This window comes from Salipiger bermudensis HTCC2601 (assembly GCF_000153725.1).
GTDB lineage: Bacteria > Pseudomonadota > Alphaproteobacteria > Rhodobacterales > Rhodobacteraceae > Salipiger > Salipiger bermudensis.
This window is the reverse complement of sequence record NZ_DS022276.1, coordinates 370,380-396,884: the sequence shown is the minus strand read 5'-3', so window position 1 is coordinate 396,884 and position 26,505 is coordinate 370,380. Positions and strand designations below refer to the sequence as shown.

Here is a 26,505-nt window from a genome sequence, read left to right as displayed (position 1 = left end):
CGGAGGTAACCTGGGCATAGAGCCCGATGGCGATGCCGGCGATGCCGGCGATGCCGGAGCCGAGGCCGAAGGTCAGCATGTTGATCTTGTCGGGGTTGATGCCCATCGAGGCCGCCATGCCGGGGTTCTGGGTCACCGCGCGCACCTCCAGCCCGAGCCGGGTCTTGTTGAGCACCAGCAGGATCAGCCCGAGAAAGATCAGCGCGAGGATGAAGATGGCGATGCGGATATTGGCGATGCCCACAACGTCGTTGAGCACCCATGCCCCGTCGAGCCAGGACGGCGAGGTCAGCGGCCGTGCCTGGGTGCCGAAGATGTTCTTGGCGAGCTGCTGCAGCGCGATGGAGATGCCGAAGGTGGCCAGCAGGGTTTCGAGCGGGCGGTGATAGAGCCAGCGGATCACCAGCCGCTCCATCGCCACGCCGGCGGCAAAGGTCACCGCGAAGGCCAGCGGCAGCGCCACGATCAGGCTCACGGTGTAATCCGGGATGATCTGCTGCACCACGTAGCCGGTATAGGCGCCCATCATGATGAACTCGCCATGCGCCATGTTGATCACCCCCATCACCCCGAAGGTGATGGCCAGGCCGATGGCGGCGAGGAAATAGATCGAGGCCAGCGACAGCGCGTCGAGCCCGAGGTCCAGCGCCTGGTTCATCGCCACCCGGGTCTCGACCTCGTCGAGCGCGGCGCGGGCGGCATCGGTGATCGCGGGATCGTCCTCGGTATATTCCTCGTAGAACACATGAGAGGCGAGGGAGGCCGCGATGTCGTCCTCGGTGACCAGCGGCGGCACGGTGCCGGCCTCGGCCAGCGCCGCATAGGCGCGGGCGCGGCCATCCTCGGAGGCGAGCTGGCCGATCGGCACGCCGCCGACGCTGCCGCCGTCGATATTGTCGGTCAGCGCCGCCTTGATCTGGGCGGGCGACTGCTGCGCCGGGGCGAGATCGGCCTCGACCAGTCTTGCATAGGCCTCGGCCTCGCTCAGGTCGTCACCCGGGGTCAGCGTGCGGGCGATGTTGGTACCTTCGGGCAGGCTTTCGGCCACGCCGCTGCGGATGGTGAGGATCTGGTTGAGCACCGCGCGCACGTCCACCGCCAGCGCATCGGAGAGCGCGTCGATGGCGTCCATGCGGATCTCGGGCGTGGCGCCGTAGCGCGCCGCGAGCATCCCGGCGAGGCGCTCCTTGCGGGCCTTCAGCGCGGGGTCGGTCTCGGTCTCGATCGAGGCGCGCAGCGGCTCGAGCTGGTCGGGCTCGGGATTGCGCGAGATGCTGTCGAGCGCGTCGATGCGGCGGGCGATGTCGGGATCCGAGAGCTGGAACTGCACAAGCGCGGTGGCGATCACCCGGCGCACGCCGCCATTGGGGCGCACATCGTCGAGCTCGGCCTCGGGGGCGAGAGTCACGGGCTCGCCGGTGTCGATGTCGAGCGGCGGCTCGCCGTCGTAGTAGAACAGGCCGGTGGTCTCGTCCTGAACGACCTCGCGCTCGGACCAGCGGTTGAGGAACTCGGGCACCTGCGGCAGGCCGGAGGCGACCAGCGCCTCGATCACCGATCCGACGGACTGTCGGCCGGGGCTGGCGACCTCGTTCGCCTGGGTCTGCAGAAGCGTCTGGAGCGGCCCCGTGTCCTGCGCCGCCGCCCGCGAGGGGGGCAGGGAAAGACAGAGTGCCAGCGACAGGGCGAGGGCGAGCATGCGCGGCATCGGCAGCGGTCCCGGATATTGGAGAAGGGGTCTTTCGGACAAGCGGCGGGCGCCCCTGAGCGAGGCGCCCGCCAAGGATCACGTCAGATCAGTAGTTCGACTCGATCTGCACGCAGGTCTTGGTCTCGGTGTTGTACATGCCGCACTCGAGCTCGGCCCAGTCGGACTTGAGCGGCGCGGATTCCGGCAGGTAGTCGGTCCATGCGTCGCCCGGAACCGGATCGGTTTCCGAGATGATGTCGAACATGCCGTCGGCGCGGATCTCGCCGATCAGCACCGGCTTGGAGAGGTGGTGGTTCACGCCCATCACGGCAGTGCCGCCGGTCAGGTTCGGGAACTCCTGGCCCCACATGGCTTCGCGCACGGCGTCGACCTCGGTGGTGCCGGCCTCTTCGACCGCGTTCACCCACATGTTGAAGCCGATATAGTGAGCTTCCATCGGGTCGTTGGTCACGCGCGACTCGTCGCCGATGAATTCGTGCCAGGAGGCGATGAACTCTTCGTTGGCCTCGGATTCGGCGGTCATGAAGTAGTTCCACGCGGCGAGGTGGCCTTCGAGGTTGGAGGTGTCGAGGCCGGACAGCTCTTCTTCACCCACCGAGAAGGCCACGACGGGGATGTCGTCGGCCGAGATGCCGGCGGCTGCGAGTTCCTTGTAGAAGCCGATATTGGCGTCGCCGTTGATCGTCGAGATCACGCCGACCTGCTTGCCGTCCTCACCCAGCGCCACGACGTCGGAGACGATGGTCGACCAGTCGGAGTGACCGAAGGGGGTGTAGTTGACGAAGATGTCTTCCTCGGCGATGCCCTTCGACTTGAGGTAGGACTCGAGGATGTTGTTCGTGGTGCGCGGGTAGACGTAGTCGGTGCCGAGCAGGGCGAACTTCTCGACGCCAAGCTCGTCGAGGAAATAGTCGGTGGCCGGGATCGCCTGCTGGTTCGGGGCGGCGCCGGTGTAGAACACGTTCTTGGACGATTCCTCGCCCTCGTACTGCACCGGGTAGAAGTAGAGGTGGTTCAGCTCTTCGAGAACCGGCAGCACGGCCTTGCGGCTGGCCGAGGTCCAGGAGCCGAAGGTCACGTCGACCTCGTCATTCGAGATCAGCTCGCGCGCCTTTTCGGCGAAGAGAGGCCAGTCGGAGGCCGGATCCTTCACCACAGCCTCGAGCTCGCAGCCCAGCAGGCCGCCATCGGCGTTCTGCTTTTCGATGAGCATCAGCATGGTGTCTTTCAGAGTGGTCTCCGAGATCGCCATGGTGCCGGACAGGGAGTGCAGCACGCCCACCTTGATGGGGCATTCCACGTCCTGGGCGTTGGCTGCGCCGGCGGCGATCAGGGCCGCGGCGGCCACACCCGAGAGTTTCAATGTCTTGATCATAAGGTCACTTCCCTTGTACGCGGCGCGATCCTCCCGTACCCGCCCGACGCATTGCCGGGCGGAGCAGAAATTGACTGCTCGCCGCTTCGTTATTGTAAGTCAGGGCGGGCTCCGGGCTTGGGCCTCTTGCCGCCGTGACATCCCCGTTGTTCACGCTCCGATCGAAGCGCGCTAACTGATTAGCCGGGGGGTGTCCGGTCGCCACGTCAATTTGCCCCAGTGTCTCCGGACCGGACGCGAGGGGTTAATTTGTGGGCGGAATTTCTTGCGTTTGCGTATTTATTGTGCGGAAAATTTCAAAAATCCGCCGCCAGCCATGCATTTTGGTGGTTATCTTATTCAAAACGCCGAATCCGGTTTCGCTCAAGAATTGGGCGGGAATTGGCGAATTGGGCAAAATTTTTTACCCGAGGCCTTTCACTTGATGCAGATTAGTTGGACGTTGAGGCGCAGAGCGAAGGGAAGACAATGAGCGCCAAGCAAGCCCCGATCTTCAATGAGATGATGAACGGCGCGGATGTCCGTGCCGCCTACCAGAACCTCGAGCAGTGGTATCGGTCGATGCCCGCCGAGCTTCGCAGCCTCAAGCAATCCGAAGCCGAGGACCTGTTCCGTCGCGTCGGCATCACTTTCGCCGTCTACGGCGAGGGCGGCGACCCGGAACGTCTGATCCCGTTCGACATGTTCCCGCGCGTGCTGACCGCGTCGGAGTGGCGCAAGCTCGACCGCGGCATCCGCCAGCGCGCTGCTGCCCTCAACGCGTTTCTCTGCGATGTCTACGGACGCCGTGAGATCATCCGCGCCGGCCGCATCCCCGAGCACCTCGTGACCAACAACGAGGCCTACGAGAAGGCGGCGATCGGATTCATGCCGCCGGGCGGGGTGTTCAGCCATATTGTTGGCGTCGACCTCGTGCGCACCGGGCCCGATCAGTTCTACGTGCTCGAGGACAATTGCCGCACGCCCTCGGGCGTCAGCTACATGCTGCAAAACCGTGAGATCATGATGCGCATGTTCCCGCAGCTCTTCATGGAGAACCGCATCGCGCCGGTGGACGGCTACGCCGGGCTGCTGAAGAAGACGCTGGGCTCGGTGGCGCCGAAGAAGTGCCAGAACGAGCCCAACATCGTCATCCTGACGCCCGGCCAGTTCAACTCGGCCTATTACGAGCACTCCTTCCTCGCCGATCTCATGGGGGTCGAGCTGGTCGAAGGGCAGGATCTCTTTGTCGAGGGCGATTTCGTCTGGATGAAGACCACCGAGGGCCCCAAGAAGGTCGACGTGATCTATCGCCGGATCGACGACAGCTTCCTCGACCCGCTGTGCTTCCGCCCCGACTCGATGCTGGGTGTGCCGGGGCTGATGAACGTCTACCGCTCCGGCGGCGTGACGATCTGCTCGGCGCCGGGTGCCGGCGTGGCCGATGACAAGGCGATCTACACCTACGTGCCCGAGATGATCCGCTTCTACCTCGGCGAGGAGCCGGTGCTCGAGAACGTGCCGACCTGGCAATGCGCCAAGAAGGACGATTGCAAATACGTGCTAGAACACCTGCCAGAGCTGGTGGTGAAGGAGGTGCACGGGTCGGGCGGATACGGTATGCTGGTCGGGCCGAAGGCGGACAAGTCCACCATCGAGGCCTTCGAGGCCAAGATCCGCGCCAAGCCCGAGAACTACATCGCGCAGCCGACGCTGTCGCTCTCGGCCTGTCCGACCTTCGTGGAGGAGGGGATCGCGCCGCGCCACGTGGACCTGAGGCCCTACTGCCTCGTGGGGGAAAAGATCGAACTGGTGCCCGGGGGGCTGACCCGCGTGGCGCTGACCGAAGGGTCGCTGGTGGTGAACTCGTCGCAGGGCGGCGGGGTGAAAGACACCTGGGTCCTGGCGGAGTAAGAAGACCATGCTGAGCCGTACCGCAGATCACCTTTACTGGATGGCCCGCTATCTCGAGCGCGCCGAAACCACTGGCCGCCTGCTCGAGGTGGGGGCCCGCAACGCGCTGCTGCCCGACCCGTCGGGCGGCTATCGCAACGACTGGGAAGCCGTGCTTCAGGCCAAGGGCGCGCTCGAGCCGTTCCTCGAGAAATATGGCGAGCCCAACCAGCGCAACATCGAGACCTACCTGTTCTTCGATTCCGACAACCCGTCCTCGGTGCTGTCCTGCATCAACGCCGCGCGCGAGAACGGCCGGGTGGTGCGCACCGCGCTGACCTCGCCGGTCTGGGATGCGCTCAACGGCGCCTACCAGGAGCTCAAGCAGCTGCAACGCGTCGAGCGCAGCAAGCTGATGACCAGCGAGCTGACCGACTGGACCATGCGCAACTGCTTCCTCGTGAAGGGCTGCGTGCAGGCCACGCAGCTGCGCAATGACGGCTACGATTTCATGGGCATCGGCACCGCGATCGAGCGCGCCGACAACACCGCCCGGCTGATCGACGTGAAATACTACGTGCTGCTGCCGTCGCTCTCGTATGTCGGCTCCGGGCTCGACCAGAGCCAGTGGGCGCTGCTGCTGCAATCGATGACCGCGCAGCGCGCGTTCAACTGGACCTATACCGGCGAGATCACCGCGCAGAAGATCGCCCACCTGCTGATCCTCAACCGCAAGTTCCCGCGGTCGCTGCGTTCCTGCGTGCAGTGGACCTGCGACCATCTCGACAACATCGCCGAGAACTACCAGACCGGCTCACGCGCGCAGGAGGCGGCCCACCAGCTGCTCGACGACCTGCTCAATGTCACCGTCGACGACATCTTCGACGAGGGGCTGCACGAATTCCTCGGGCGCTTCATGGCGCGCAATGCCGGGCTCGCGAACACGGTTCAGGACGTCTATCTTCACGGGATCCCGGCATGAAACTGAGTGTCAGACATACCACCCGCTACAGGTTCGATCACCCGGTGCGCGGCGTCGTGCAGTCGCTGCGGCTCTGGCCGGCGGATTGCGCCTCGCAGAAGGTGTTGTCCTGGGAGGTGAGGACCGAAGGTGCCACGCGCGGCGCCGAGTTCACCGACGGGGCGGGCGACCGCACTGCGCTGGCCAGCTGGCGCGGCCCGCTCGAGACGCTGACCGTCGAGGTGATCGGCGAGATCGAGACCGTCGATCTTTTCGGCGTGCTGCGCGACCACCGCGAGAAGGGGCCGGCCTCGCTCTACCTGCGCTCCACCCGGCAGGTGCGGCCCGATCAGGATCTCAAGGACCTCTCTGCTTCGGCGCTCGAGGGGATGAAGGGGGCCAGCGACCTTGACCGAGCGCACGCGCTCGCCAAGGCGGTGACCGACGCGATCGAGTACGCGCCCGGCGAGACCAGGGCTCACACCACGGCCGCCGAGGCCCTCTCGGGCGGGAAGGGGGTGTGTCAGGATCATGCCCACGCGCTGATTGCCGTGGCCCACGCCGCGGGCATTCCCGCGCGCTATGTCACAGGCTATCTGCAAGCGGACGAGGACGGACAGCAGCACGAGGCCAGCCATGCCTGGGCCGAGCTCTTCGTGCCCGAGCTTGGCTGGGTCGGGTTCGACGCTGCCAATCGGTGCTGCCCGGACGAGCGCTATATCCGGCTTGGCTCGGGATACGACGCGCAAGACGCGGCGCCGATCCGCGGCGTTGTGCAGGGCAGCACGCCGGAAGAGCACCTCGAGGTCGAGGTGGTCGTGGCCAACGGGCAGCAACAGCAGCAGTAGCCACGCCCGCGCGATGCCATTGCCCGGACCCCGCATCGGCAGTATGACGCCATGCGGGGCATGGTGCCCCCAGAGGATTCGGTCATGACCTATTGCGTTGGATTGCTGCTCGACGCGGGCGTTGTCCTGCTGTCGGACACGCGGACCAATGCCGGTCTCGACAACATTGCGACCTATCGCAAGATGTTCCTGTTCGAGCAGCCTGGCGATCGCGCCATCGGCATCATGACCGCCGGGTCGCTGTCGATCACCCAGACCGTGATGGCGCGGCTCGCCGATGCCAACGAAGAGCCGGACAACGACCGCTCGATCCTGCGCGCGCCGACCATGCTCCAGGTGGCCGAACTTGTCGGTGCCACTTTGTCGGACGTGACCTCGGACGTGAAGTCCAAGATGGAACGGATGAGCCAGAACGCCACCGCCTCGATGATCGTGGCCGGGCAGCGCAAGGGCGGTCCGATGCGCATGTTCCTGATCTATCCCGAGGGCAATTTCATCGAGGCCACCGCCGACACGCCGTTCCTGCAGATCGGCGAGCACAAGTACGGCAAGCCGATTCTCGACCGGGTGATCGAGCCGGGCACGTCGCTGGGCGATGCCGAAAAGGCGGTGCTGCTGTCGATGGATTCGACCCTGCGATCCAACCTTAGCGTCGGCATGCCGCTTGATTTCGCGGTGATCGAGGCCGACGCCTTCCAGATCGGTCGCACCCGCCGGATCGAGGCCGATGACGAGGGCTTTGCCCGGATGAGCGCGGCATGGTCCGAGGCGCTTCGCAACGCGTTCCAGGAAATCGACCCGATCTGACGAAGCGGGCAGTGTTGCGCGCTTGGCGCTTGGCGCGCATGTCTCCTGGCTTGGCGTCCCTCGCGGACACCCCACAGGTCTGTTCCGACGCCATGGTGCCGGGCGGGCAGTGCCGTGGCGGACACGGGCCTTCAGGTGACCGAGCCCGGCGCGGGCCGGACGAAGGTGTCTTTCTTTGTCACGCCGAGCGCCTGGGGTGGCGGCGCCGTGCGCGGGTATGGGGCTCGGGGGCCGCATTTCAGAATAGGACGATTTCGCCGACCGCGGCGGCGGGCGGAGGGGCAGGGGGCGCCACCTGGTCCACCGCGCCCGGCACGATGAACTGCTTCACCCGCCCGTCTGAGGGCCAGAACCGGATCCGGCGGGCCGAGTTGCCACCGGTGCTTTCCGAGGCGATCGGAATGCCCTCGTTCTGCAGGAACTCGCGGGCGAAAGCGACATTGGAATCGCCGATGTCACGCAGCTGGGTCAGCATCTTGGCGCCGCCGAACAGTTTCGCGACCATGCGGTTCTTGCGCGCGCCATGTTTCAGCAAGCCGTTGATCAAGAGCTCCATCGAGTAGGCGCCGTATCGCACGTCTTCGCCGGCGCGCCCGGCGCGGTGCGGCAGCAGAAAATGGTTCATTCCGCCGATCTTCTGCGACGGATCGGTGAGACAGACCGCGGCGCAGCTGCCGAGGACGGTCGACATGACGCAATCGGGGTCAGCGGAGATATGGTATTCCCCCTGAACGACGTTCACCATTTTTTCGCTCGTGCTCATCGGGTGGCGAGCCTCCGGTTTGTTTCTGAGGGTGCTTCGCGGCAGGTCCTGAGGATCTCGGGACCGATCCTTGGCAAGGGCAAAGAGTGCATGGCCGCCCCGAGCTCGACCGCAGCGCGCGGCATGCCGTACACCGTGCTCGTGGCCTCATCCTGAGCGATGGTGGTGGCACCAGCGTCGCGCAGGGCGAGAAGGCCTGCGGCGCCGTCGCGGCCCATGCCGGTGAGCAATGCCGCAACCACACGCTTGGCCCCCGGTATTGCGGAGTCGAACATTGCATCGACCGACGGCATGTGACCTGAGATCGGTGTGCCAGGCTCGAGGGTTATGCGCATCGGTTTGCCCCCGGCGAGCCGCATGTGAGCCCGGCTGCCGGCTGCCACCACGACCTCGCCATGGGTAACATGGTCGCCATGCCGGGCGGGACGCACGCGTGCCTGGCATTGCCGGTCGAGCAGGCGCGTCAGGCTCTCTCCGAAGCCGCCGCCGGTGTGCTGCACGATGAAGGTGGGCGGGCAATCGGCCGGGAAGGTGGACAGCACGGTGAGCAGCGCATCGACCCCGCCGGTGGAGGCGCCGATGAGAACAAAACGCTTGCTGCGTCGACGGTCATGGGCCTCATCCGACCTCGGAATCGCGGGTGCCTTCGGAGGTTCGGCGCGTCCGTTCCGCCGGGCCGTGCGGGTCACGCTGCGCAAGTGATCGATCAGTGGCTCCGCTGCAATATCGGCGGCCACCGCGAATAGATCGGAGGTTCGGCCCCAAGGTGATGCGGCGATGCGGCTGCCGGTATCGGGGGCATCGGATATGACGATCCAGCGGACATCCAACGCTGCGAAGAGTGCGCGCATTACTTCGAATTCAGGCGCTCGGGCGAGGCTTCCATCGATGAGCACGGCCAAGGGCTGGCGCTCTTCGACCTCGGCGAAGGTGGTCATCAGATCAGGCGTTTCAGCCATGATCCGGATGTGCGGTGACGATCCGATACTCTGCACGACCCGCCGGCGACGGGAGCGATCCGGTATGGCGATGATCAGCGAAATCGGATCCATCGGAGCCCCTTTCGATAGATGGTGCCGGTGCCGCCGCCGGCCCCGGAATGCCGAAGACAAGGTCCCTGAGGAGCCTGCCGAGGATGCGCGAAGGTCCGCCGAAGGCGCACCTCTGCCCGTGCGTCGTTGCCCTCACGTCGTCAGAAAAGCTCGGGGGCGTTGGCCGCCAGATCGTCGTGGCTGATCCCGCTCAATCGACGACCGAGAGCGCGAAGCGGTATCGCGGAGAGTTCGCGGGTCAGGTCGAGTTCGGCGCTGTCTTCGAGCCGCTGGGAGAGCTTTTCGGAATAGGCGGCGAGGGCATCCGTGGACTGCGCGAGCATGTCGAGCTCTTGCAATGCTGTCACGGCGACGGAGCCGAGCCGCTCGCCGCCCGACGCATAGACATGCTCGATTCCGTGCTCCAGCCGTTCGAGACGGTGGTGGAGGTGGCGGATCTCGTCTGACAGCATACGCATCGCCTCGCTCGGGGAGAGCCGGATTTCACCCTTGGTCATATCAGAGCTTTCCCACGACACTTTCGATGCATTGTTTCATTGCCAGTGAGGTGAACGGCTTCTTGATCATGTTGTTGAGCCCCCACTTCTTGGCCGTCGCGACCATGTCCGGCGTTGGTTTGCCAGTGACCAGGATGAACCCCATCCGCTGGGTGGCCTTGTTTTGCCGCACCGCCTGCAACAGGCCGAGCCCGTCCATGTTGGGCATGTTGAAATCCGACAGCACGAGGTGCACGGGATTGGCCGAGATACGTGCAAGCGCCTGTTGGCCATCATTTTCGGTCAGGTAGTTCTTGATACCAATTTCATCGAGCGCTTGCGTGATGAGGCCACGACTTGTCGCCATGTCGTCGACCACCATGATGCGCAGGGAGTCCTTCAGGCTCATTCTTGTCTCCTATCGGGCGGGGTCGGGACGGGGCGCGACGGTTTTGCGGTAGGTGGTGACACCGGCGGACTGCAGGCTCTCCAGCGCGGGGCCCGCAACGCGTTCGGAATGCCCGATGAACAGGAGCCCGCCCTGGCGCAGCAACCCGGTGAACCGGGACCACAGGCGGTGCTGGGTCTGATGGTCGAAATAGATCGCGACATTCCGGCAGAAAATTGCGTCAAAGGGGCCCTTGAAGGGCCAGGCTTCGATCAGATTGAGTTCGCCGAAGGTCACCATGCGCTGCACTGGTGTGGCGATCTCGAAGCTGGCTGGATCCTCGGCGCAGGACCGGGTGCCGTTCTTTTGCATGTCTGCGGGGATCGTTGTGAGATCCTCGCGCGCATAGCGCGCCGCCGACGCCTTGCGGATCATCGCGGGGTCGATGTCGGTCGCGAGGATGCGGGCATTTCGCAGGCTGGTCTCCGACAGCGTGTCGGACAGGGTCATTGCGATTGAAAAGGCTTCTTGGCCCGACGAACATCCGGCCGACCAGATCCTGACCCGCGGCTGCTTTTCGAATTGCGGAACCAACTCCTTTCTCAAGGTGTCGAAATGGTGCTTCTCGCGGAAGAAGCTGGTGACGTTGGTTGTCAGCGCAGAGATCAGCTCAAGACGCTCCTCCGCTTCTCCCGGACTTTTGAGGAGGGCCATGTAGCTCGTGAAGTCGGTGATGTTTCGGGCCCGCAGGCGCCGCGCGATCCGCGAGTACACCAGAGGCTTCTTGCTCTCGGCCAGTGCGAGGCCGAATTCGGCGTGAGCGAGCTGCGCCAAAGACCGGAAGTCGTCGTCGGTAAAGCGGAACTCGCCAGATCCACTTGCCGGGGCGGTGGTGATCATACGGCGCCCCCTTCGGTGTCGAGCACGGCGTCGAGATTGACCACTCGGACCATGTTTTCCCCGACCGAAATCACGCCAAGGATCGCCTGACGGGCGGCTTCCGATTTTATGTCCGGGGTTTCCTGAATGGCGGATTTCGCCACCGAAAGGATCTCTGAAACCGACTCAACAAGAAGGCCGATGGTCGTTCCGCCGGCAGCGGCGACGATGACCACGTTGCGTTCATTGTCGATGGTCTCGCCCAGGCCGAACCGGGCGGAGAGATCGAAAATCGGGATCACCGCGCCGCGAAGGTTCATCACGCCGAGCACGTCGTCGGGCGTGTGCGGCAGCTTGGTGACCGGGGTCCAGCGTCGAATCTCGCGGATCTGGGTGATCTCGAGGCAGAAGCTCTGGTCCCCGGCGGAGAAAGTGATGAATTCGAACTGGGCCTCGGTGGGGGCCTCGGTAACGTCAAGCATGGCGCAGCTCCGGTCTGGGGGATGAGGCGGGCGGCAGGAAGATCGCCGCCGGGGTAAGTTTGACAAGTTCGTCGGGGTCTAGGATCAGGGCGATCTTCCCGTCACCAAGGATAGTTGCTGCGGAGACGCCGGCGATGGCCCCGTAATTGCTTTCGAGGCTCTTGATCACCACCTGGCGCTGGTCGTGAATGGCGCCGACGCGGAGTGCGGTGAGGCCCTGTCCCTCGGTGCTCACCAAAAGCAGGACGCCGCTGCTGTCTGCGCGCTCACCCGAGAGACCGAGATTGCGCGCCACATCAACGATCGGGACATAGGCGCCACGCACAGAGATCACCTCGCCGTCGGTCCCGATACAGTGCAGATCGCGCGGGTTGGGGCGGATGGTTTCGATGATCGAGGCGATCGGGATCACCATGGTCTGATCGGCGATCGAGATCACGAAGCCGTCCATCACGGCGAGCGTCAGTGGCAGGACGATGGTGAAGGTGGTGCCCGCGCCGGGGGTCGAGGCGATGGAGACGCGGCCGCCGAGCGCGGCGACGGCATTCTTGACCACATCCATGCCGACCCCGCGGCCAGAAAGGTTCGACACCTCCGCAGCGGTGGAAAAGCCGGGCAGGAACAAGAGGTTGTCGACCTCCTGCTCCGAGAGCTCTGCCTCTGGCGAGACGAGGCCTTTCTCGATCGCTTTCTCGAGGATCCGGGACCGGTTCAGCCCGGCGCCGTCATCGGCGATCTCGATGAAGACGCTGCCGGAGCGGTGAGAGGCCGACAGACGGATGGCGCCTGTCGGATCCTTGCCGAGCTCGCCTCGCTTGTCCGGACGTTCAAGCCCGTGGTCGACGGCGTTGCGCACCATGTGGGTGAGCGGGTCGGCCAGCCGTTCGATCACCGTCTTGTCAACTTCCGTCGAGTCGCCCACGGTCACCAGCTTGACCTTCTTGCCGGTGGCTTCGGCGGCCTCGCGCACGATCCGGGACATGCGCTGGAACAGCGGCTTCACCGGCTGCGCACGGATGGCCATCACCCCTTCCTGGATGTCGCGCGCGAGCAGCTTGTAGGCTTCGAGTTCGTTGGTGAGATGGGCCACGGCCGGCAGCTCGAGTTCCTCGATCCGTTGCGAGATCATGGCCTGGTTGATGATCAGCTCGCCCACCGTATTGATCAGCCGATCCACCCGGTCGAGGTCCACGCGCAGGGTCGGGCGCGGGCCACGTGGCTCGTCGCGCGGGGCGTTGGCTGTGGTGCTCTTGCCAATGGCAGGCGGAGGGGGTGCCGCTTCCTCCGGCGCTTTCAGATCGGCCAGAGCGGCGCCGCCGGTCGGATCCGCGAGGTCCGGAGAGGTCAGGTCGTCGGTCAGCTCCTCATCGAAGGCCGCCACCGGATCGTCGGACACCGCGATTTCGAGCTCGCACAGCGCATCCACGAACTCGAACACCTCGTGGAGCACGGTCTCGTCTTCTGAAGTCAGCAGCGTGAGGCGCCAGTCGATGACCGCATCCTCGGGATCGAAGGCATCGAACTCGGGCAGGCGAGAGAGGTCGGCGGTCACCGACAGCGTTCCGAGCTCGGCAAGAGCGTCGAACAGCAGCAACGGCTCATGCCCGTTGGCGTAGAGTGCCGGCGTCGGGCAGAACCGAATATCGAAGCGGCGCAGTTCGGCCTCGCTGGGCGGTTCAGGCTCGGCAAGGTCGAGCGCCAGAGGCGCCGCATCGAAGGCGAGCGGTGCAGCATCGAAGGCGATCTCTTCTTCGCTCTCGACGTCGCCGAGATAGGCGCTCAACTCCTTGAGGATCGCGGCCTCGGATTCGGCATTGGGGTCGCGCCCGTCGCGTGCCGCCTCCACCAGATCCGCCAGCTGGTCGCCCGAGCGGTGGAAAAGCAGCATCAGCTCTTCGTTCACCGCAAGCTGTTTCGACCGGACCTTGTCCATCACCGTCTCGAAAGTGTGGGCGAAGTTCACCAGCCGGTCGAGCGCGAAGGCCCCGGCGCCGCCCTTGATCGAATGCACGGCCCGGAACACCGCGTTGACCACCTCCATGTCGGAGGCGTTCTCCTCCATCGCGGCGAGCCCTTCGACGAGCGCCTCGAGAAGCTCTTCGCATTCTTCGAAAAACGTATCGCGGATCGAGCTGTTGGACATGGCTTACACCACGTGCCCGGTGAGCCGGCGCAGAACCGACACCAGCGAGGCATCGTCGAACGGTTTCACGATCCAGCCCGTCGCCCCGGCCTCGCGCGCCCGGGCCTTCAGATCCGGGCCGCTTTCGGTGGTCAGCACGATGATCGGCACGGTCGTGCGGTTGGGGCCGCTGCGCAGGTTATCGATCACACCGAACCCGTCCATGTTGGGCATGTTGATGTCGGTGATCACCACGTCGGGTTCGACTTCGGAGAATTGCTCCACCCCTTCGACCCCGTCGCAGGCCGAGTGGTATTCGAACCCCGCGCCTTCGAGCGAAACGCGCAGCAGGTTTCGGATGGTGCGGGAATCGTCGATCGCGAGGACTTTGGTGGTCATGAGGTCTGGTCCTTGTCGAAATGATCGGGGGCGAGGCCGAGCCGTTCGAGGCCGGCGCGGAAACTGTCATTTGCCTCGGTCAGGCGGAACGGGAGCTTTTCGCGAGCCCACTGCTTCTGCGCCACGAGCAGGATCTGAAGCCGGTGGGCATCGACCCGCGCGACATCGCTGGCCGAGATCGTCACCGGGGCATGGCGCGCGCCCAGAAGGAACGGAACCAGCGCGTCTTCCCCATTGCGGTTTCGCGCGGGTTCGAGAACGTGGAAATGCGGATCGGACATCGTCTGCTCGGAGCCTCTGCCAGCCTCGGGGTCGGATGACCCGCGCCGCGGCGGTGCCGCCCGGGGTCAGGCAAGAGACATACGGTCGGTGTCTTAACAAAGCGTTCTGGCGCGCGGGTTTTCGCAGTCCGCTTGCAGCCGCGCGGGCATCGCCTACAAGTGAGGCGACAGAGCAAAGGGAGAATGTCGATGGCGCGCAATGGTGGACAGCTTGTGGTGGACTGCCTCGTGGCCCTGGGGGCCCGCAGGGCCTTTGGCGTGCCGGGCGAGAGCTACCTCGCGGTGCTCGACGCGATGCACGACACCGGCGGCAAGCTCGATTTCGTCAATTGCCGGCAGGAGGGCGGGGCGGCCTTCATGGCGGCGGCGCATGGCAAGCTGACCGGTGAACCCGGCATCTGCATGGTGACCCGCGGCCCCGGCGCGACCAATGCCTCGATCGGGGTGCACACCGCGATGCAGGACAGCGTGCCGATGATCCTCCTCGTGGGCCAGATCGGCACCGAGATGCGCGAGCGCGAGGCCTTCCAGGAAGTCAATTACCGCGCCGTCTTCGGCACCATGGCCAAGTGGGTGACCGAGATCGACGATGTCTCGCGCGTCCCCGAGATCCTGTCGCGGGCCTGGACCACGGCGACCACCGGCCGTCCCGGCCCGGTGGTCATCGCGCTGCCCGAGGACATGCTGATGGCCGAGACCGAGGCTGCTCCCGTTGACGGCCCGGTGCCGGTCTTCCTGCCCGAGCCCGCACCGGCGGCGGTGGCCGAGGCGATGGGGCTGCTGGTGCGTGCCGAGCGGCCGCTGATCGTGATCGGCGGCGCGCCATGGGATCGCGACGCGCAGGATGCGCTGAAGCACTTCGCCGAAGCCTCGGACATCCCGGTGATCAGCTCGTTCCGCTATCAGGACCAGTTCGACAACGGCTCCGACTGCTTCTGCGGCGATGCGGGCGTGGGCATGAGCGCCGCGACCAAGGCTCTGCTGGGGCAGGCGGACGTGATCCTCGCGCTGGGCACCCGCTTCGGCGAGAACATGACCGACGGTTACACGCTTCTGCAGGTGCCGGACCCGGTTCAGAAGATCGTGCACGTGATGGCCTCGGACCGCGAGATCGGCAAGGTCTACCGCCCGGCGCTGGGCATCCACGCCTGCCCGCAACGGTTCGCACTGGCGCTGGGTGAAACGGTGCAGGGCGGCTGGGCCGATTGGCGCCGCAAGGCGCGCGAGGCCTATCTCGGGTTTATCGACAACGCGCCGGCGCAGCCCGGCCCGGTCGACATGGTGGCGGTCTGCACGCATCTGCGCGAGCGGCTCGAGGGCCAGGATCTGGTGCTGACCAACGGGGCGGGCAACTTCACCGTCTGGCCGACGCGCTTCTTCCGCTTCCGCCCGGGGATGCGGCTGCTCGGGCCGCAATCGGGGGCGATGGGCTACGGCCTGCCGGCAGCGGTGGCGGCGAAGATCGAGCGCCCCGATGCGACGGTGATCTGCTTTGCCGGCGATGGCGACATCCAGATGACCATGCAGGAGCTTGCGACCGCCCGTCAGGCCGGCGCGGCGGTGATCGTGATCGTGGTGAACAATGGCACCTACGGCACCATCCGCGCACATCAGGAGCGTGAGTTCCCGACCCGGGTGTCGGGCACCGAGCTGGTCAACCCGGACTTCGCCGCGCTGGCGCAATCCTGCGGGCTGCACGGTGAGCTGGTCTCGGAGACCGCCGGGTTCGACGCGGCGTTCGAGCGGGCGCTGGCCTCGCCCACCGGCGCGCTGCTGGAACTGATCGTCGACAAGGAGGCGCTGACGCCCTATCGCACGCTGAGCCAGATCCGCAGCGGCAGCTGAGAGGCAGCCGTGCCAGAGGCATCCTCCGGCACGACGAAGGCGAGACGGCTTCGCCCTGAGTCCGCGCCGGGCATCGCTCGAATGTCGGCGCGGATCAAACCCAGGTGTGACATCTCGGAAGGTGATTCACCCGCTGCGGGGGCGGTCGGGCTCGACGCTGGCTGGCCTGGACCGGGCTCGGTGACTCTTGACTGGGTGGATGACGAGGCGCTGATCGCGCTGCGCCCGCAGAAGGTTCGCCGCGACCCGCAGGGAGGCGACCAGTTATCTCGGAGGCGATGCGGTCTCGGCCCGCTACAGATACGCGGCGATCTGGGATGCGCTGCGCCTGCTGCGCACCATCTGAGCCGGGGCAGGGCGGTCAGACCGCCCGCAAGCTTCGTCCGGGAGCAAAGGCGAAGGTCTCGCCGCCAGCCTCCTCGCAGCGTTCAACGACCCGGTTCCGGCCGCGATGCTTGGCGGCGTAAAGGGCGGCGTCGGCGCGCGCGATCACCGTCTCGCGGCGGTCCTCGGCAGCGCAGAGTGCGAGGCCGATCGAGGCAGTCACCGGCTGCTCCGCGACGCGGACGCTGCCGGCGATCGCGAGGCGCAGGCGCTCGCCCGTGCTCCAGGCGGTATCCCGCGTGGCGCCGGGCAGCCAGATCACGAACTCCTCGCCGCCGAATCGTGCCACCACGTCTTCGCGCCGCAACGCGGCAGAGATCACCGTCGCCGCTTGGCGCAGCACATCGTCGCCGATGGCGTGGCCATAGGTGTCGTTCACTCTTTTGAAACGATCGAGGTCCAGAAAGAGGATGGCACCGGGTGCCTGCTGCGGCACGCGGGCGTCAAAGCCGCGCCGGTTGGGCAGTCCGGTCAGCGGATCGGTCTGGGCCGCGGTCTGCGCCTGTTGCTGCCGTCGCAGCATGCTGTCTGCCATCAGGTTGGTGAGCCGCATCAGCGCGCCGATCTCGTCGCGATGACGGTCGGGCAGTGCGGGGATCGAATCGCCGCGTTCGAGCGACTCGATGGCACCGTTCATCCGGCGCACCGGCGCAAGCAGCGCCCAGAGCCCGGCCAGCGTGCCACCACAGCCCGTCAGCGTCGCGGCAAGCAGCAGGGCCAGCACGTCGAGATGCGCCGCGATGCCGCCGGTTTGGATCAGGGCATAGATCACCACGGCGATCAGCGGCACATGCGTGCCGACGAAGGCCACGGCGAACACCTTGATCGGAAAGCTGTTCGGAAAAGCCCGGTCCAGAAGAGCATAGAAAAGCATCGCACCCACTCGCGCCAGTACTCCCCCAAAGCAAGAGGATGACGGGGCTTTGTTAACGGATGGTTAAGGTGCACGCGGCCGGCCGGGCGCAGCGGCGCTGTCTTCCAAGACATTGATTTACTTTGGAAAGAAGTGGTGCTGCTGGAGAGAATTGAACTCTCGACCTCTCCCTTACCAAGGGAGTGCTCTACCTCTGAGCTACAGCAGCGCCGGTGCGCCTTGGTGGCGTGGCGGCGTCTCTAAAGGCAATTTCAGACGGGCGCAAGCGCAATCTGGACGCTTTTTTGCCCCTGCTTTAAAGAAGTGTCATGGAGCGCAAGACAGGCAGCACTAAAACCAAGGCAGAAGAGCGTGATGCGCGGCTGAAAGCGGCGTTGAAGGCGAATCTCGCCCGTAGAAAACAGCAGGCCAAGGCCCGCAGCGCGGACAGCACCGCGCGCGATCAGAGCAGTGAAGAGGACAATTAGGACATGGATTCGATCATCGTCACAGGGAACGGGCCGCTGTCCGGCCAGATCCCCATCGCGGGCGCGAAGAATGCCTGTCTCACCCTGATGCCGGCGACGCTGCTCTCGGACGAGCCGCTGACGCTGACCAACGCGCCGCGCCTGTCGGACATCCGCACCATGACGACGCTGTTGCAGTCGCTGGGGGCCGAGGTCCAGGCGCTCAACGAGGGGCAGGTGCTGGCGCTGTCGAGCCACGCGCTGACCTCGACCCGCGCCGAGTATGACATCGTGCGCAAGATGCGCGCCTCGATTCTCGTGCTCGGGCCGCTGCTGGCCAAGCACGGTCATGCCGAGGTGTCGCTGCCCGGCGGTTGCGCCATCGGCGCCCGCCCGGTCGACCTGCACCTGCGCGCGCTCGAGGCACTGGGCGCCGAGCTCGACCTGCGCGAGGGCTACGTGCACGCCAAGGCGCCGGCGGGCGGCCTCAAGGGCGGTGTCGTCGACTTCCCGCTGGTCTCGGTGGGCGCGACAGAGAACGCGCTGATGGCGGCGACGCTGGCCAAGGGCACCACGCTGATCAAGAACGCCGCGCGAGAGCCGGAAATCGTCGATCTGGCGCGCTGCCTGCAGAAGATGGGGGCGCAGATCTCGGGCGAGGGCAGCGACACGATCGAGGTGCAGGGCGTCGACAGCCTCGGCGGCGCGACCCACCGCGTGGTCACCGACCGCATCGAGCTTGGCACCTACATGCTGGCCCCGGCCATCGCCGGCGGCGAGGTCGAGTGCCTCGGCGGCACAATCGAACTGGTGAAGAGCTTCTGCGAGACGCTCGATGCCGCCGGGATTTCCGTCGAGGAGACCGAGACCGGCCTCAAGGTCAGCCGCAAGAACGGCCGGGTGCGCGCGGTCGACGTGACCACCGAACCGTTCCCCGGTTTCCCGACCGACCTGCAGGCGCAGATGATGGCGCTGCTCTGCACCGCCGAGGGTACCTCGGTGCTCGAGGAGAAGATCTTCGAGAATCGCTTCATGCATGCGCCCGAGCTGATGCGCATGGGCGCGCGCATCGACGTGCATGGCGGCACCGCCACCGTGACCGGGGTCGACAAGCTCAAGGGCGCGCCGGTGATGGCCACAGATCTGCGCGCCAGCGTCTCGCTGATCCTCGCAGGCCTTGCGGCCGAGGGCGAAACCGTGGTCAACCGGGTGTACCATCTCGACCGCGGCTATGAACACGTGGTGCGCAAGCTTTCGGGCGTGGGCGCCAAGATCGAACGGGTGAAGAACGAGTGACCGACGCACGCTTTGAAGACGCCGCCGGCGCGCCGCTGAACCTTGGCGCCATGGACCCGGACGACCTGCAGGTGCTCTCGGCACTGCTGCAGGACGCGGTGCTGACCGTGGCCGATGTGGCCTGGCAGAAACGCCACCAGCGGCTGACCCTTCTGGTCAACCGCCTGCGTCGCGAGGATGGTGTGCATGTCTCGCCGCCCGAGCGGGTACGGGCACTGCTCGCGGTCGAGAACGTCATCGGCGTGTCGAGCCAGGGCGTGTCGCGCGATGATCCGGAACTGGTGCTGTCGATCCTCGCGGTGAGCTTTGAGCCGACCGAGGAGGGCGCGGGCAACGTGGTCTTCACCCTCGCCGGTGACGGTGCGCTGCGCGCGCAGGTCGAAGCGCTTGAGCTTCGCCTGCGCGACGTTACGCGGCCCTATCAGGCCGTGTCCGGCAAGACGCCGGATCACGAGCTCTAGGACAGCTCCGGGCCGGTCACTCGGCCTGGATCGACTCGAGGTAATAAGCCAGCGACAGGATGCGCCCGCGCACCACGATCTCGCTGGCATAGGCGCCGATGTCGCCCTCGACCTCGCTCTTGAAGCGCGCGCCCCAGACCGGCATCGGGTAGCCGTGGCCACGGATACCGGTGCGCCCGTCGACCACCTGGATCATCTCGAGCATCGGGAACACGCCGTCGTTCTGCGCCGAGACCTGCGTCAGGTCGGGCACCGGCACGGTCATGAGCTCGGCGAGCGGGCCGTCGCCTACGGCGCTCTCGCCGTGGCAGGCGGCGCAGTGGTTCATGTATTCGATCTTGCCGGCCTCGTCCGCAGGCGCCGCGAACGGCAGTGCAAGCGCCAGCACGCCGGCGATTGTTGCAAGGGTCTTCATGGGTTTCCTCCTCCCCAAAGTGACACACTCCCCGTCTTTCGAATGTTAGCGCGCCCGCTCCGGCAGGGCCTTGACCGGGATCAAGGCGCCAGGCGCTTGAGGCGCGGGCGGGCAGGGGGTAAGAGGCGCAGGACAGCGAAAAGGACCGCGCCATGCCCGTCTTCCTCGACACCACCGATCCCGATTTCGAGATCGCGTTCTCCCGCCTGCTGACAGCCAAGCGCGAGGACAGCCCCGATGTCGACGACACGGTCGCGGCGATCATCGCCGACGTGCGGGCACGCGGCGACGCGGCGCTGGTCGACTACACCGCCAGGTTCGACCGGCTCGAGCTGACGCCCGAGCGTCTGGCCTTTACGCCCGAGGAGATCGAGGCGGAATGCGCCCGCGTCCCCGACGACGAGCGCGCCGCGCTGGAGAAGGCCGCCGAACGGATCCGCGCCTATCACGTGCGCCAGATGCCCGAGGATGCGCTCTGGACCGATCCCGATGGTGCCACCCTCGGCTGGCGCTGGACCCCGGTGGCGGCTGCCGGGCTCTACGTGCCGGGCGGGCTGGCAAGCTATCCGTCCTCGGTGCTGATGAACGCCATTCCCGCCAAGGTGGCTGGCGTCGAGCGGCTCTGCATCACCGTTCCCACGCCTGATGGCGTGGTGAACCCGCTGGTCCTGCTGGCCGCGCGCATTGCCGGCGTCGACGAGATCTACCGTCTGGGCGGCGCGCAGGCCATCGCAGCGCTCGCCTACGGCACCGAGACCGTGGCGCCTGTCGACAAGATCACCGGCCCGGGCAACGCCTTCGTCGCCGCCGCCAAGCGCCGGGTCTTCGGCAAGGTCGGCATCGACATGATCGCCGGCCCCTCCGAAATCCTCGTCATCGCCGATGCCGAGAACGATCCCGAGTTCATCGCGCTCGACCTGATGAGCCAGGCCGAGCATGACGAGAGCGCCCAGTCGATCCTGGTCACCACGGATGCGGCCTTCGGGCAGGCGGTCGCCGCCGAGGTCGAGCGCCAGATCGAGGTGCTCGAGCGGGGCGCCATCGCCGGTGCCAGCTGGCGCGATTTCGGCGCCATCATCGTGGCGCGCGATCTCGACGAGGCGGCGGCGCTGTCGGACCGGGTGGCGCCCGAGCACCTCGAGCTCTGCGTCGCCGACCCGCTGGCGCTGTCGGAAAAGATCCGCCACGCCGGCGCGATCTTCCTTGGCCAGTGGACGCCAGAAGCAATCGGCGACTATGTCGGCGGCCCCAACCACGTGCTCCCCACCGCGCGCTCGGCGCGGTTCTCCTCCGGGCTTTCGGCGCTGGATTTCCTCAAGCGCACCACGCTGGCGCAGATGTCGCCGCAGGCGCTGCGCGCCATCGGCCCCGCCGCCGAGGTCCTCGCCACCTCGGAGAGCCTTCAGGCGCACGGGCTCAGCGTGACGGCGCGCCTGCGCAAGATGAACGACTGACGGCTCAGGTCACCCGCAGCTTGGTGACCGTTTTCGTGGCCGGCCCGGGCGGCGCCTGTTCCGCCACGGGCAGGGCGCTGCCCGGCTGCACCAGCATCAGCAGCGCCTTTTCGCAGCGGTAATAGGCCTCGTGGATGTCGGCGAGTTCGAACAGGTGCATGCCGCGCGGCACGTGCGGCGTTACCGCCTTGGGAAACAGCGGATCATAGAACGCGCCGGGCTTGCCGGCGGCATCGATGCGGCGCGGCACCGGAACCTGCGATCCCATGTAATCCTGCGGGAACACCACGTCGATCCAGCCGCGGATGCGTGGCCTGGCCTCGTAGAACTTGCCGATCTCGCATTCCACCAGCGGCTCCTGCTGCGACAGCAGCCCCAGCGCCGAGCCCCAGGTGAACAGCACCACGTGATCGAGCCGGTCGCCGTAATCGGCCAGCGCATCCACCGCGATGGCGCCTCCCAGCGAGTGCCCGACCACGTAGATTTCGTCATAGGCCCGGTCGCCGCTCACGTCGCCGACCTGGTCGAGCAGTTGCAGCGCCCGCGCCTTGGTCTTGGCGCGCAGACCGATGTCGTCATCGCCGCAGGGCTCGTCGCGCAGGTAGGCTTTGGCATAGGCCGAGATATTGGCGAACTGCTCGAGATAGCCGAGGCTCCAGACCCAGAGCAGCAGCCCCGCCAGCACCGAACCGGTCACCGCGGCAGCGCCCACGCTGATCTGCGCCCAGAGCTTCTCGAAGCCCGGAATCGCGGCGAAAGCCTCCGGGATCGAGATCGCGCCAAAAGTCTGCAAGAGCAGCAGCGCCACCACCAGCCACCACAGGATCAGCGCCAGCGCCGCCAGCCGCATCGCCGTGGCCGCCCGGGGTGGGGCCTCGCCGCGATCTCGCCACGCCCGTGCGCCGCCGAACAGCCAGTAGCGCAGCAGCAACCCGCCGCGCTTGAACCGCGCCCATGGCGACTCGCGGCTCCAGTCCGGCACGAGATCGGCCCAGTAGGCCTCGTAGACATCGATCTCGCGGCTCTCGCCACCACAGCGGGCGGTGGCCCGCAGGCGGGCGGCGCCTGCGCGGGCGCCGTCGCCATCCTCGAGCTGCTCGATCCGCCATCCATCGGTGTAGTGACGCAGGGCGCGCACCAGGCGGTCGCGCAACAGGTTGCGCTCGTTGCGGCCGAAGCCGGGGACAAGGACAATGGCGCGGCGCGGCATGGGCGGTCTCCGGGATCAATGCAGTCAAAGAATGCGAAATCATACCACATTTCCCGTCATGCGGGAAACGCGGCGTCGCAGGGCTCCGTCGCATTGCAGTGAGATCGCGGGCGCGCTAAGCCTTTCGGGCCCGGTGAAGGACAGTGCTCATGAGCCACATCTCGCAAATCGATCTTGACGACGGCAACCTGCCGCCGCCCACGCCCGAGATCGAGCAGGAGCGCCGCGTCGCCATGTTCGACCTCATGGAGGAGAACTCCTTCACGCTGCCCGCGCGCGACGGTCGCGAGGTGCCGGTCGGCCCCTACAAGCTGGGCCTCGCCATTCGCGAGAAGCGGCTGGTCTTCGACATCGCCACCGAGGCCGACGAGAAGGCGGCGGAGTTCCATCTCTCGCTGTCGCCGTTCCGCCAGGTGGTGAAGGACTATTTCCAGATCTGCAAAAGCTATTTCGACGCGGTGAAGACCGCGGCGCCCAGCCAGATCGAGACCATCGACATGGCCCGCCGCGGCATCCACAACGAGGGCGCGCGCATCCTGCAGGAGCGGCTCGAGGGCAAGGCCGAGGTCGATGACGACACCGCGCGCCGGCTCTTCACCCTCATCTGCGTGCTGCATTTCGGAGGCTGAGGCTTGGCCGGACTGCCGCAATCGGTACTGTTCTGCTGCGATCACAACGCAGTGCGCTCGCCCATGGCCGAAGGGATCATGAAGAAGCTCTACGGCTTCGACACCTACGTGCAGTCGGTGGGGGTGGTGAACGATCTCGACATCGACGGCTTCGCCATCGCGGTCTGCCGCGAGATCGGCGTCGAGCTCGACAAGCACCGCTCGCGCAGCTTCGAAGAGCTCGAGGAGATGGGCGAGGCGCTGTCGGGCTTCGATCTGATCGTCGCCATGTCGCCGGCCTCGCAGCGCGCCGCGCTCGACCTCACACGCTATTACCACCTGACGGTCGAATACTGGCCCGTCATGGACCCGACCGGCCTTGGCGAGAGCCGCGAGATGAAACTCAACGCCTATCGCCAGACCCGCGACCAGATCACAGACAAGCTGAAGAGCAGATGGGGAGCCACATGAGCGCAACCGACACCATCCGGCGGTATTTCGACGCCTTCAACGCCAAGGACACGGAGGCCATGCTGGCCTGCCTCGATGCCGAGGTGGCGCATCACGTCAACGAGGGCCAGGTGCGCACCGGCAAGACCAAGTTCGCCGAGTTCTGCGCCCACATGTCCCACTGCTACGACGAAAATCTCACCGACATGGTGGTGTTCGAGGCCGAGGGCGGCACCCGCGCCGCCGCCGAGTACACCGTCAACGGCACCTACCTCGCCACCGATGACGGACTGCCCGCGGCCAACGGTCAGACCTACCGCCTGCCGGCAGGCTCGTTTTTCACCCTGAAGGACGACAAGATCACCCGCGTGGTCACCTATTACAACCTCGCGGACTGGATCCGGCAGGTCGGCTGATGCGGGTCGAGGTGCTGACCGGCGCGGCGCTCGACGCCGCGCTCGACGATGTGGCGCGGCTGCGCATCGAGGTGTTCCGCGACTGGCCTTATCTCTATGTCGGCGATCTCGACTACGAGCGCGCCTACCTGCAGACCTATCGAGACAGCCCCGGCGCGGTGCTGGTCGGCGCCTTCGACGGCGACCGGCTCGTCGGCGCCGCCACCGGCACCCCGATGGAGGATCACGCAGACGACTTCGCCGCAGCCTTCGCCGGCAGCGGCTACGAACTCGCCACGATCTTCTACTGCGCCGAATCCGTGCTGCTGCCCGACTATCGTGGCCGCGGCGTCGGTCACCGCTTCTTCGACCTGCGCGAGGCCCATGCCCGCGCAATGGGCCGCACCCGCTCTGCCTTCTGCGCGGTCCAGCGCCCCGCTGATCACCCGCTCCGCCCGGCCGATTACGCCCCGCTCGACCCGTTCTGGCGCAAGCGCGGCTACGAGAGGCTCGAGGGCGCCCTTGCACATTTCCGATGGAAAGACGCCGATCAGCCCATCGAATCCGACCATGTCTTGCAGTTCTGGATCAAATCCCTGAGCTGAGCCGCCAACAGACCAGCCCCCCAGGCTTCTTCTGGCCAAAAATATCCCGGGGTCCGGGGCAGCGCCCCGGTCCGCCCCCTCCAAAAGGATCGCCGCCATGAAACTCGCCGCCGCCGCCTACAAGATGGATGTCCTCGACAGCTGGGAGGCCTATGCCGCCAAGCTCACCGCGTGGGTCGAGGATGCAGCCGGGCAGGGCGCCGACCTGTTGGTGTTCCCCGAATACGGCGCCATGGAGCTGGCAACCTTGGCGGGTCCCGAGGCTGCCGGCGATCTCGAGGCCTCGCTGCACGCGGTCTCCGAGCGGATCCCGCAGGTCGATGCGTTGCATGCCGAATTGGCAAAAATCCACGGGGTGCACATCCTCGCCGCCTCGGCTCCGGTCTTCGATCCCGAGATCGGCCCTCGCCCGGTCAACCGCGCCCGTTTCTTCGGGCCCTCCGGCGCCATGGGCCACCAGGACAAGCAGATCATGACCCGCTTCGAGCGCGAGGACTGGGGCGTGGTGGGCGGCGGGCCGCTGCATCTCTTCGACACCGCGCTCGGCAAGATCGGCATCCTGATCTGCTACGACAGCGAATACCCGCTCCTCGCCCGCGCCATGATGGAGGCCGACCTGATTCTCGTCCCCTCCTGCACCGAGGCGGCGCATGGCTACAACCGCGTGCGCATCGGAGCGATGGCGCGCGCGCTCGAGCAGCAATGCGTGACGGTGATGGCCTCGACCGTTGGCGATTGCGACTGGTCCGAGGCGGTGGACACCAATTGCGGCATGGGGGGCGTCTTCGGTCCGCCCGACACCGGCTTTCCCGCCGATGGCGTGCTGGCGCAGGGCCAGATGGATCAGCCTGGCTGGACCTATGCCACGCTCGATCTTGACGCCGTCAGCCGGGTCCGCAAGGATGGTGTCGTGCTCAACCGCGCCCACTGGGCAGAGCAGGCCGGGCGTGACAGCCCCGCCATCTTGCGGAGCCTTTCCTGATCCCTGCTGCAATGCGCCCTTGAATTATGCGCGAATTGAGCGCATATCGTGATGCGTTCCGCAGAGTTTGGCGGAACTGCAATCACAGGAGTGACCATGGCCAAGGAAGACATTCTCGAATTCCCCGGCGTCGTGAAGGAACTCCTGCCCAACGCGACATTCCGGGTCGAGCTCGAGAACGGCCATGAGATCATCGCGCACACGGCAGGCAAGATGCGAAAGAACCGCATCCGGGTTCTGGCAGGCGACCGCGTCCAGGTGGAAATGACCCCCTACGATCTGACCAAGGGTCGGATCAACTATCGCTTCAAGTAAGCCTCGCATGGGCCTGACGTTGATGGCGAAACCCGTAAAGCGGGCGGCGCCCGCTCGGGCCCTCGCATGAAGCTCGTTCTCGGTTCCGGCAGCCCGCGCCGGCGCGAACTGCTCGCGCATCTGGGCGTGGTGCCTGCCGATATCCGCCCCCCCGATATCGATGAGGACCCCCGTCGCGGTGAGCTGCCGCGGCCCTATTGCGTGCGTCTCGCCCGCGAGAAGGCCGAGGCCATCCCCGCTGGGGCGGACGAGGTCGTGCTCTCCGCCGACACAACCGTGGCGCTGGGCCGGCGAATCCTCGGCAAGCCCGAGGACGAGAAGCAGGCGGCCGAGTTCCTCACCGCGCTGT

General features: G+C 66.2%; 30 protein-coding genes and 1 tRNA gene. 16 read left to right on the top strand and 15 right to left on the bottom strand.

The genetic code is table 11. From position 1 onward, the window contains the following. Positions 1 to 1,708 (bottom strand): urea ABC transporter permease subunit UrtB (gene urtB / locus R2601_RS01865; RefSeq protein ID WP_007792652.1); only part of this gene is annotated, 1,708 nt, incomplete at its 3' end. An 88-nt stretch (positions 1,709 to 1,796) separates the two neighbouring features. Further along, entirely contained in the window at positions 1,797 to 3,086 is a 1,290-nt protein-coding gene (urtA, locus tag R2601_RS01860; RefSeq protein ID WP_007792649.1) for an urea ABC transporter substrate-binding protein, read from the bottom strand. A 468-nt stretch (positions 3,087 to 3,554) separates the two neighbouring features. Here urtA and R2601_RS01855 point away from each other — a divergent pair, with 468 nt between their 5' ends. From R2601_RS01855 to R2601_RS01840, 4 genes are all read left to right on the top strand, one after another. Beyond that, positions 3,555 to 4,979, top strand: coding sequence for a circularly permuted type 2 ATP-grasp protein (locus R2601_RS01855; RefSeq protein ID WP_007792647.1), 1,425 nt, complete (start codon positions 3,555 to 3,557; stop codon positions 4,977 to 4,979). Between the two features lie 7 nt (positions 4,980 to 4,986). Further along, positions 4,987 to 5,940 (top strand): alpha-E domain-containing protein, encoded by a 954-nt coding sequence (locus R2601_RS01850; RefSeq protein ID WP_007792644.1) that lies wholly within the window; start codon positions 4,987 to 4,989, stop codon positions 5,938 to 5,940. Beyond that, positions 5,937 to 6,767: a transglutaminase family protein gene (locus tag R2601_RS01845; RefSeq protein WP_007792640.1), complete on the top strand. Its 831-nt coding sequence runs from the start codon at positions 5,937 to 5,939 to the stop codon at positions 6,765 to 6,767. The genes R2601_RS01850 and R2601_RS01845 overlap by 4 nt, the downstream gene beginning before the upstream one ends. 84 nt (positions 6,768 to 6,851) lie before the next feature. Beyond that, the gene (locus tag R2601_RS01840; protein ID WP_007792637.1) at positions 6,852 to 7,574 is read left to right on the top strand and encodes a proteasome-type protease; all 723 of its coding nucleotides are present in this window, start codon (positions 6,852 to 6,854) and stop codon (positions 7,572 to 7,574) included. A 238-nt stretch (positions 7,575 to 7,812) separates the two neighbouring features. Here R2601_RS01840 and R2601_RS01835 read toward each other — a convergent pair whose 3' ends face one another. The 9 genes from R2601_RS01835 to R2601_RS01795 form a co-directional block, all read right to left on the bottom strand. Beyond that, positions 7,813 to 8,319 (bottom strand): chemotaxis protein CheD, encoded by a 507-nt coding sequence (locus tag R2601_RS01835; RefSeq protein WP_254656025.1) that lies wholly within the window; start codon positions 8,317 to 8,319, stop codon positions 7,813 to 7,815. A gap of 14 nt (positions 8,320 to 8,333) precedes the next feature. Continuing rightward, positions 8,334 to 9,389 carry a CheB methylesterase domain-containing protein gene (locus R2601_RS01830; RefSeq protein WP_007792631.1) on the bottom strand — a complete coding sequence of 352 codons (1,056 nt, stop codon included), beginning with the start codon at positions 9,387 to 9,389 and terminating at the stop codon, positions 8,334 to 8,336. A gap of 140 nt (positions 9,390 to 9,529) precedes the next feature. Further along, positions 9,530 to 9,886, bottom strand: a complete 357-nt coding sequence (locus tag R2601_RS01825; protein ID WP_007792628.1) for a DUF8776 family protein — start codon at positions 9,884 to 9,886, stop codon at positions 9,530 to 9,532. 1 nt (position 9,887) lies between these two features. Then, positions 9,888 to 10,274, bottom strand: coding sequence for a response regulator (locus R2601_RS01820; RefSeq protein ID WP_007792625.1), 387 nt, complete (start codon positions 10,272 to 10,274; stop codon positions 9,888 to 9,890). A 9-nt stretch (positions 10,275 to 10,283) separates the two neighbouring features. Next, complete coding sequence (locus R2601_RS01815) at positions 10,284 to 11,153, bottom strand: CheR family methyltransferase (protein WP_007792622.1); 870 nt, start codon at positions 11,151 to 11,153, stop codon at positions 10,284 to 10,286. Beyond that, positions 11,150 to 11,614, bottom strand: coding sequence for a chemotaxis protein CheW (locus R2601_RS01810; RefSeq protein WP_007792619.1), 465 nt, complete (start codon positions 11,612 to 11,614; stop codon positions 11,150 to 11,152). Before R2601_RS01810 ends, R2601_RS01815 begins: the two co-directional genes overlap by 4 nt. Next, on the bottom strand, positions 11,607 to 13,757 hold the full coding sequence (locus tag R2601_RS01805; protein ID WP_007792616.1) for a chemotaxis protein CheA: 2,151 nt from the start codon (positions 13,755 to 13,757) through the stop codon (positions 11,607 to 11,609). The genes R2601_RS01810 and R2601_RS01805 overlap by 8 nt, the downstream gene beginning before the upstream one ends. Before the next feature lie 3 nt (positions 13,758 to 13,760). Continuing rightward, positions 13,761 to 14,135 (bottom strand): response regulator, encoded by a 375-nt coding sequence (locus R2601_RS01800; protein WP_007792614.1) that lies wholly within the window; start codon positions 14,133 to 14,135, stop codon positions 13,761 to 13,763. Then, positions 14,132 to 14,416 carry an STAS domain-containing protein gene (locus tag R2601_RS01795; protein ID WP_007792612.1) on the bottom strand — a complete coding sequence of 95 codons (285 nt, stop codon included), beginning with the start codon at positions 14,414 to 14,416 and terminating at the stop codon, positions 14,132 to 14,134. The genes R2601_RS01800 and R2601_RS01795 overlap by 4 nt, the downstream gene beginning before the upstream one ends. Before the next feature lie 189 nt (positions 14,417 to 14,605). On the opposite strand from R2601_RS01795, the gene R2601_RS01790 reads away from it, so the two are divergent. Then, positions 14,606 to 16,261 carry a thiamine pyrophosphate-dependent enzyme gene (locus tag R2601_RS01790; protein ID WP_040544273.1) on the top strand — a complete coding sequence of 552 codons (1,656 nt, stop codon included), beginning with the start codon at positions 14,606 to 14,608 and terminating at the stop codon, positions 16,259 to 16,261. 361 nt (positions 16,262 to 16,622) lie between these two features. On the opposite strand, the gene R2601_RS01785 is transcribed toward R2601_RS01790, so the two are convergent. After that, complete coding sequence (locus tag R2601_RS01785) at positions 16,623 to 17,519, bottom strand: GGDEF domain-containing protein (protein ID WP_007792606.1); 897 nt, start codon at positions 17,517 to 17,519, stop codon at positions 16,623 to 16,625. 133 nt (positions 17,520 to 17,652) lie between these two features. After that, positions 17,653 to 17,727, bottom strand: a tRNA-Thr gene (locus tag R2601_RS01780). 100 nt (positions 17,728 to 17,827) lie between these two features. Between R2601_RS01780 and R2601_RS26895 the strand changes: the two genes are divergently transcribed. The 3 genes from R2601_RS26895 to R2601_RS01770 are packed head-to-tail and all read left to right on the top strand — an operon-like array spanning position 17,828 to position 19,722. Further along, complete coding sequence (locus R2601_RS26895) at positions 17,828 to 17,986, top strand: hypothetical protein (protein ID WP_007792605.1); 159 nt, start codon at positions 17,828 to 17,830, stop codon at positions 17,984 to 17,986. Positions 17,987 to 17,989: 3 nt separating this feature from the next. Further along, positions 17,990 to 19,261, top strand: a complete 1,272-nt coding sequence (murA, locus tag R2601_RS01775) for a UDP-N-acetylglucosamine 1-carboxyvinyltransferase (RefSeq protein ID WP_007792602.1) — start codon at positions 17,990 to 17,992, stop codon at positions 19,259 to 19,261. Continuing rightward, positions 19,258 to 19,722, top strand: coding sequence for a DUF2948 family protein (locus R2601_RS01770; protein ID WP_007792600.1), 465 nt, complete (start codon positions 19,258 to 19,260; stop codon positions 19,720 to 19,722). The genes murA and R2601_RS01770 overlap by 4 nt, the downstream gene beginning before the upstream one ends. A 16-nt stretch (positions 19,723 to 19,738) precedes the next feature. Here the strand turns inward: R2601_RS01770 and R2601_RS01765 are convergent, their stop codons facing one another. Then, on the bottom strand, positions 19,739 to 20,137 hold the full coding sequence (locus tag R2601_RS01765; RefSeq protein WP_007792597.1) for a c-type cytochrome: 399 nt from the start codon (positions 20,135 to 20,137) through the stop codon (positions 19,739 to 19,741). Between the two features lie 152 nt (positions 20,138 to 20,289). Between R2601_RS01765 and hisD the strand changes: the two genes are divergently transcribed. Beyond that, the gene (gene hisD / locus R2601_RS01760; RefSeq protein ID WP_007792594.1) at positions 20,290 to 21,591 is read left to right on the top strand and encodes a histidinol dehydrogenase; all 1,302 of its coding nucleotides are present in this window, start codon (positions 20,290 to 20,292) and stop codon (positions 21,589 to 21,591) included. A gap of 4 nt (positions 21,592 to 21,595) precedes the next feature. On the opposite strand, the gene R2601_RS01755 is transcribed toward hisD, so the two are convergent. Beyond that, the gene (locus R2601_RS01755) at positions 21,596 to 22,801 is read right to left on the bottom strand and encodes an alpha/beta hydrolase (RefSeq protein WP_007792591.1); all 1,206 of its coding nucleotides are present in this window, start codon (positions 22,799 to 22,801) and stop codon (positions 21,596 to 21,598) included. Positions 22,802 to 22,950: 149 nt separating this feature from the next. Between R2601_RS01755 and R2601_RS01750 the strand changes: the two genes are divergently transcribed. The 7 genes from R2601_RS01750 to R2601_RS26890 all read left to right on the top strand — a co-directional run. Further along, on the top strand, positions 22,951 to 23,430 hold the full coding sequence (locus R2601_RS01750) for a UPF0262 family protein (protein WP_007792588.1): 480 nt from the start codon (positions 22,951 to 22,953) through the stop codon (positions 23,428 to 23,430). Positions 23,431 to 23,433: 3 nt separating this feature from the next. Further along, entirely contained in the window at positions 23,434 to 23,880 is a 447-nt protein-coding gene (locus R2601_RS01745; protein WP_007792585.1) for an arsenate-mycothiol transferase ArsC, read from the top strand. Continuing rightward, entirely contained in the window at positions 23,877 to 24,275 is a 399-nt protein-coding gene (locus tag R2601_RS01740) for a ketosteroid isomerase-related protein (protein WP_007792583.1), read from the top strand. The genes R2601_RS01745 and R2601_RS01740 overlap by 4 nt, the downstream gene beginning before the upstream one ends. Further along, a complete protein-coding gene (locus R2601_RS01735; protein WP_007792580.1) occupies positions 24,275 to 24,859 on the top strand; it encodes a GNAT family N-acetyltransferase in 585 nt (194 codons plus the stop codon). Before R2601_RS01740 ends, R2601_RS01735 begins: the two co-directional genes overlap by 1 nt. Positions 24,860 to 24,956: 97 nt before the next feature. Continuing rightward, complete coding sequence (locus tag R2601_RS01730) at positions 24,957 to 25,841, top strand: carbon-nitrogen hydrolase family protein (RefSeq protein ID WP_007792577.1); 885 nt, start codon at positions 24,957 to 24,959, stop codon at positions 25,839 to 25,841. 96 nt (positions 25,842 to 25,937) lie between these two features. Next, positions 25,938 to 26,156 carry a translation initiation factor IF-1 gene (gene infA, locus R2601_RS01725; RefSeq protein WP_007792573.1) on the top strand — a complete coding sequence of 73 codons (219 nt, stop codon included), beginning with the start codon at positions 25,938 to 25,940 and terminating at the stop codon, positions 26,154 to 26,156. Positions 26,157 to 26,222: 66 nt separating this feature from the next. Continuing rightward, positions 26,223 to 26,505, top strand: a 283-nt coding sequence (locus R2601_RS26890) for a Maf family protein (protein WP_007792567.1), incomplete at its 3' end; no start/stop codon positions are given.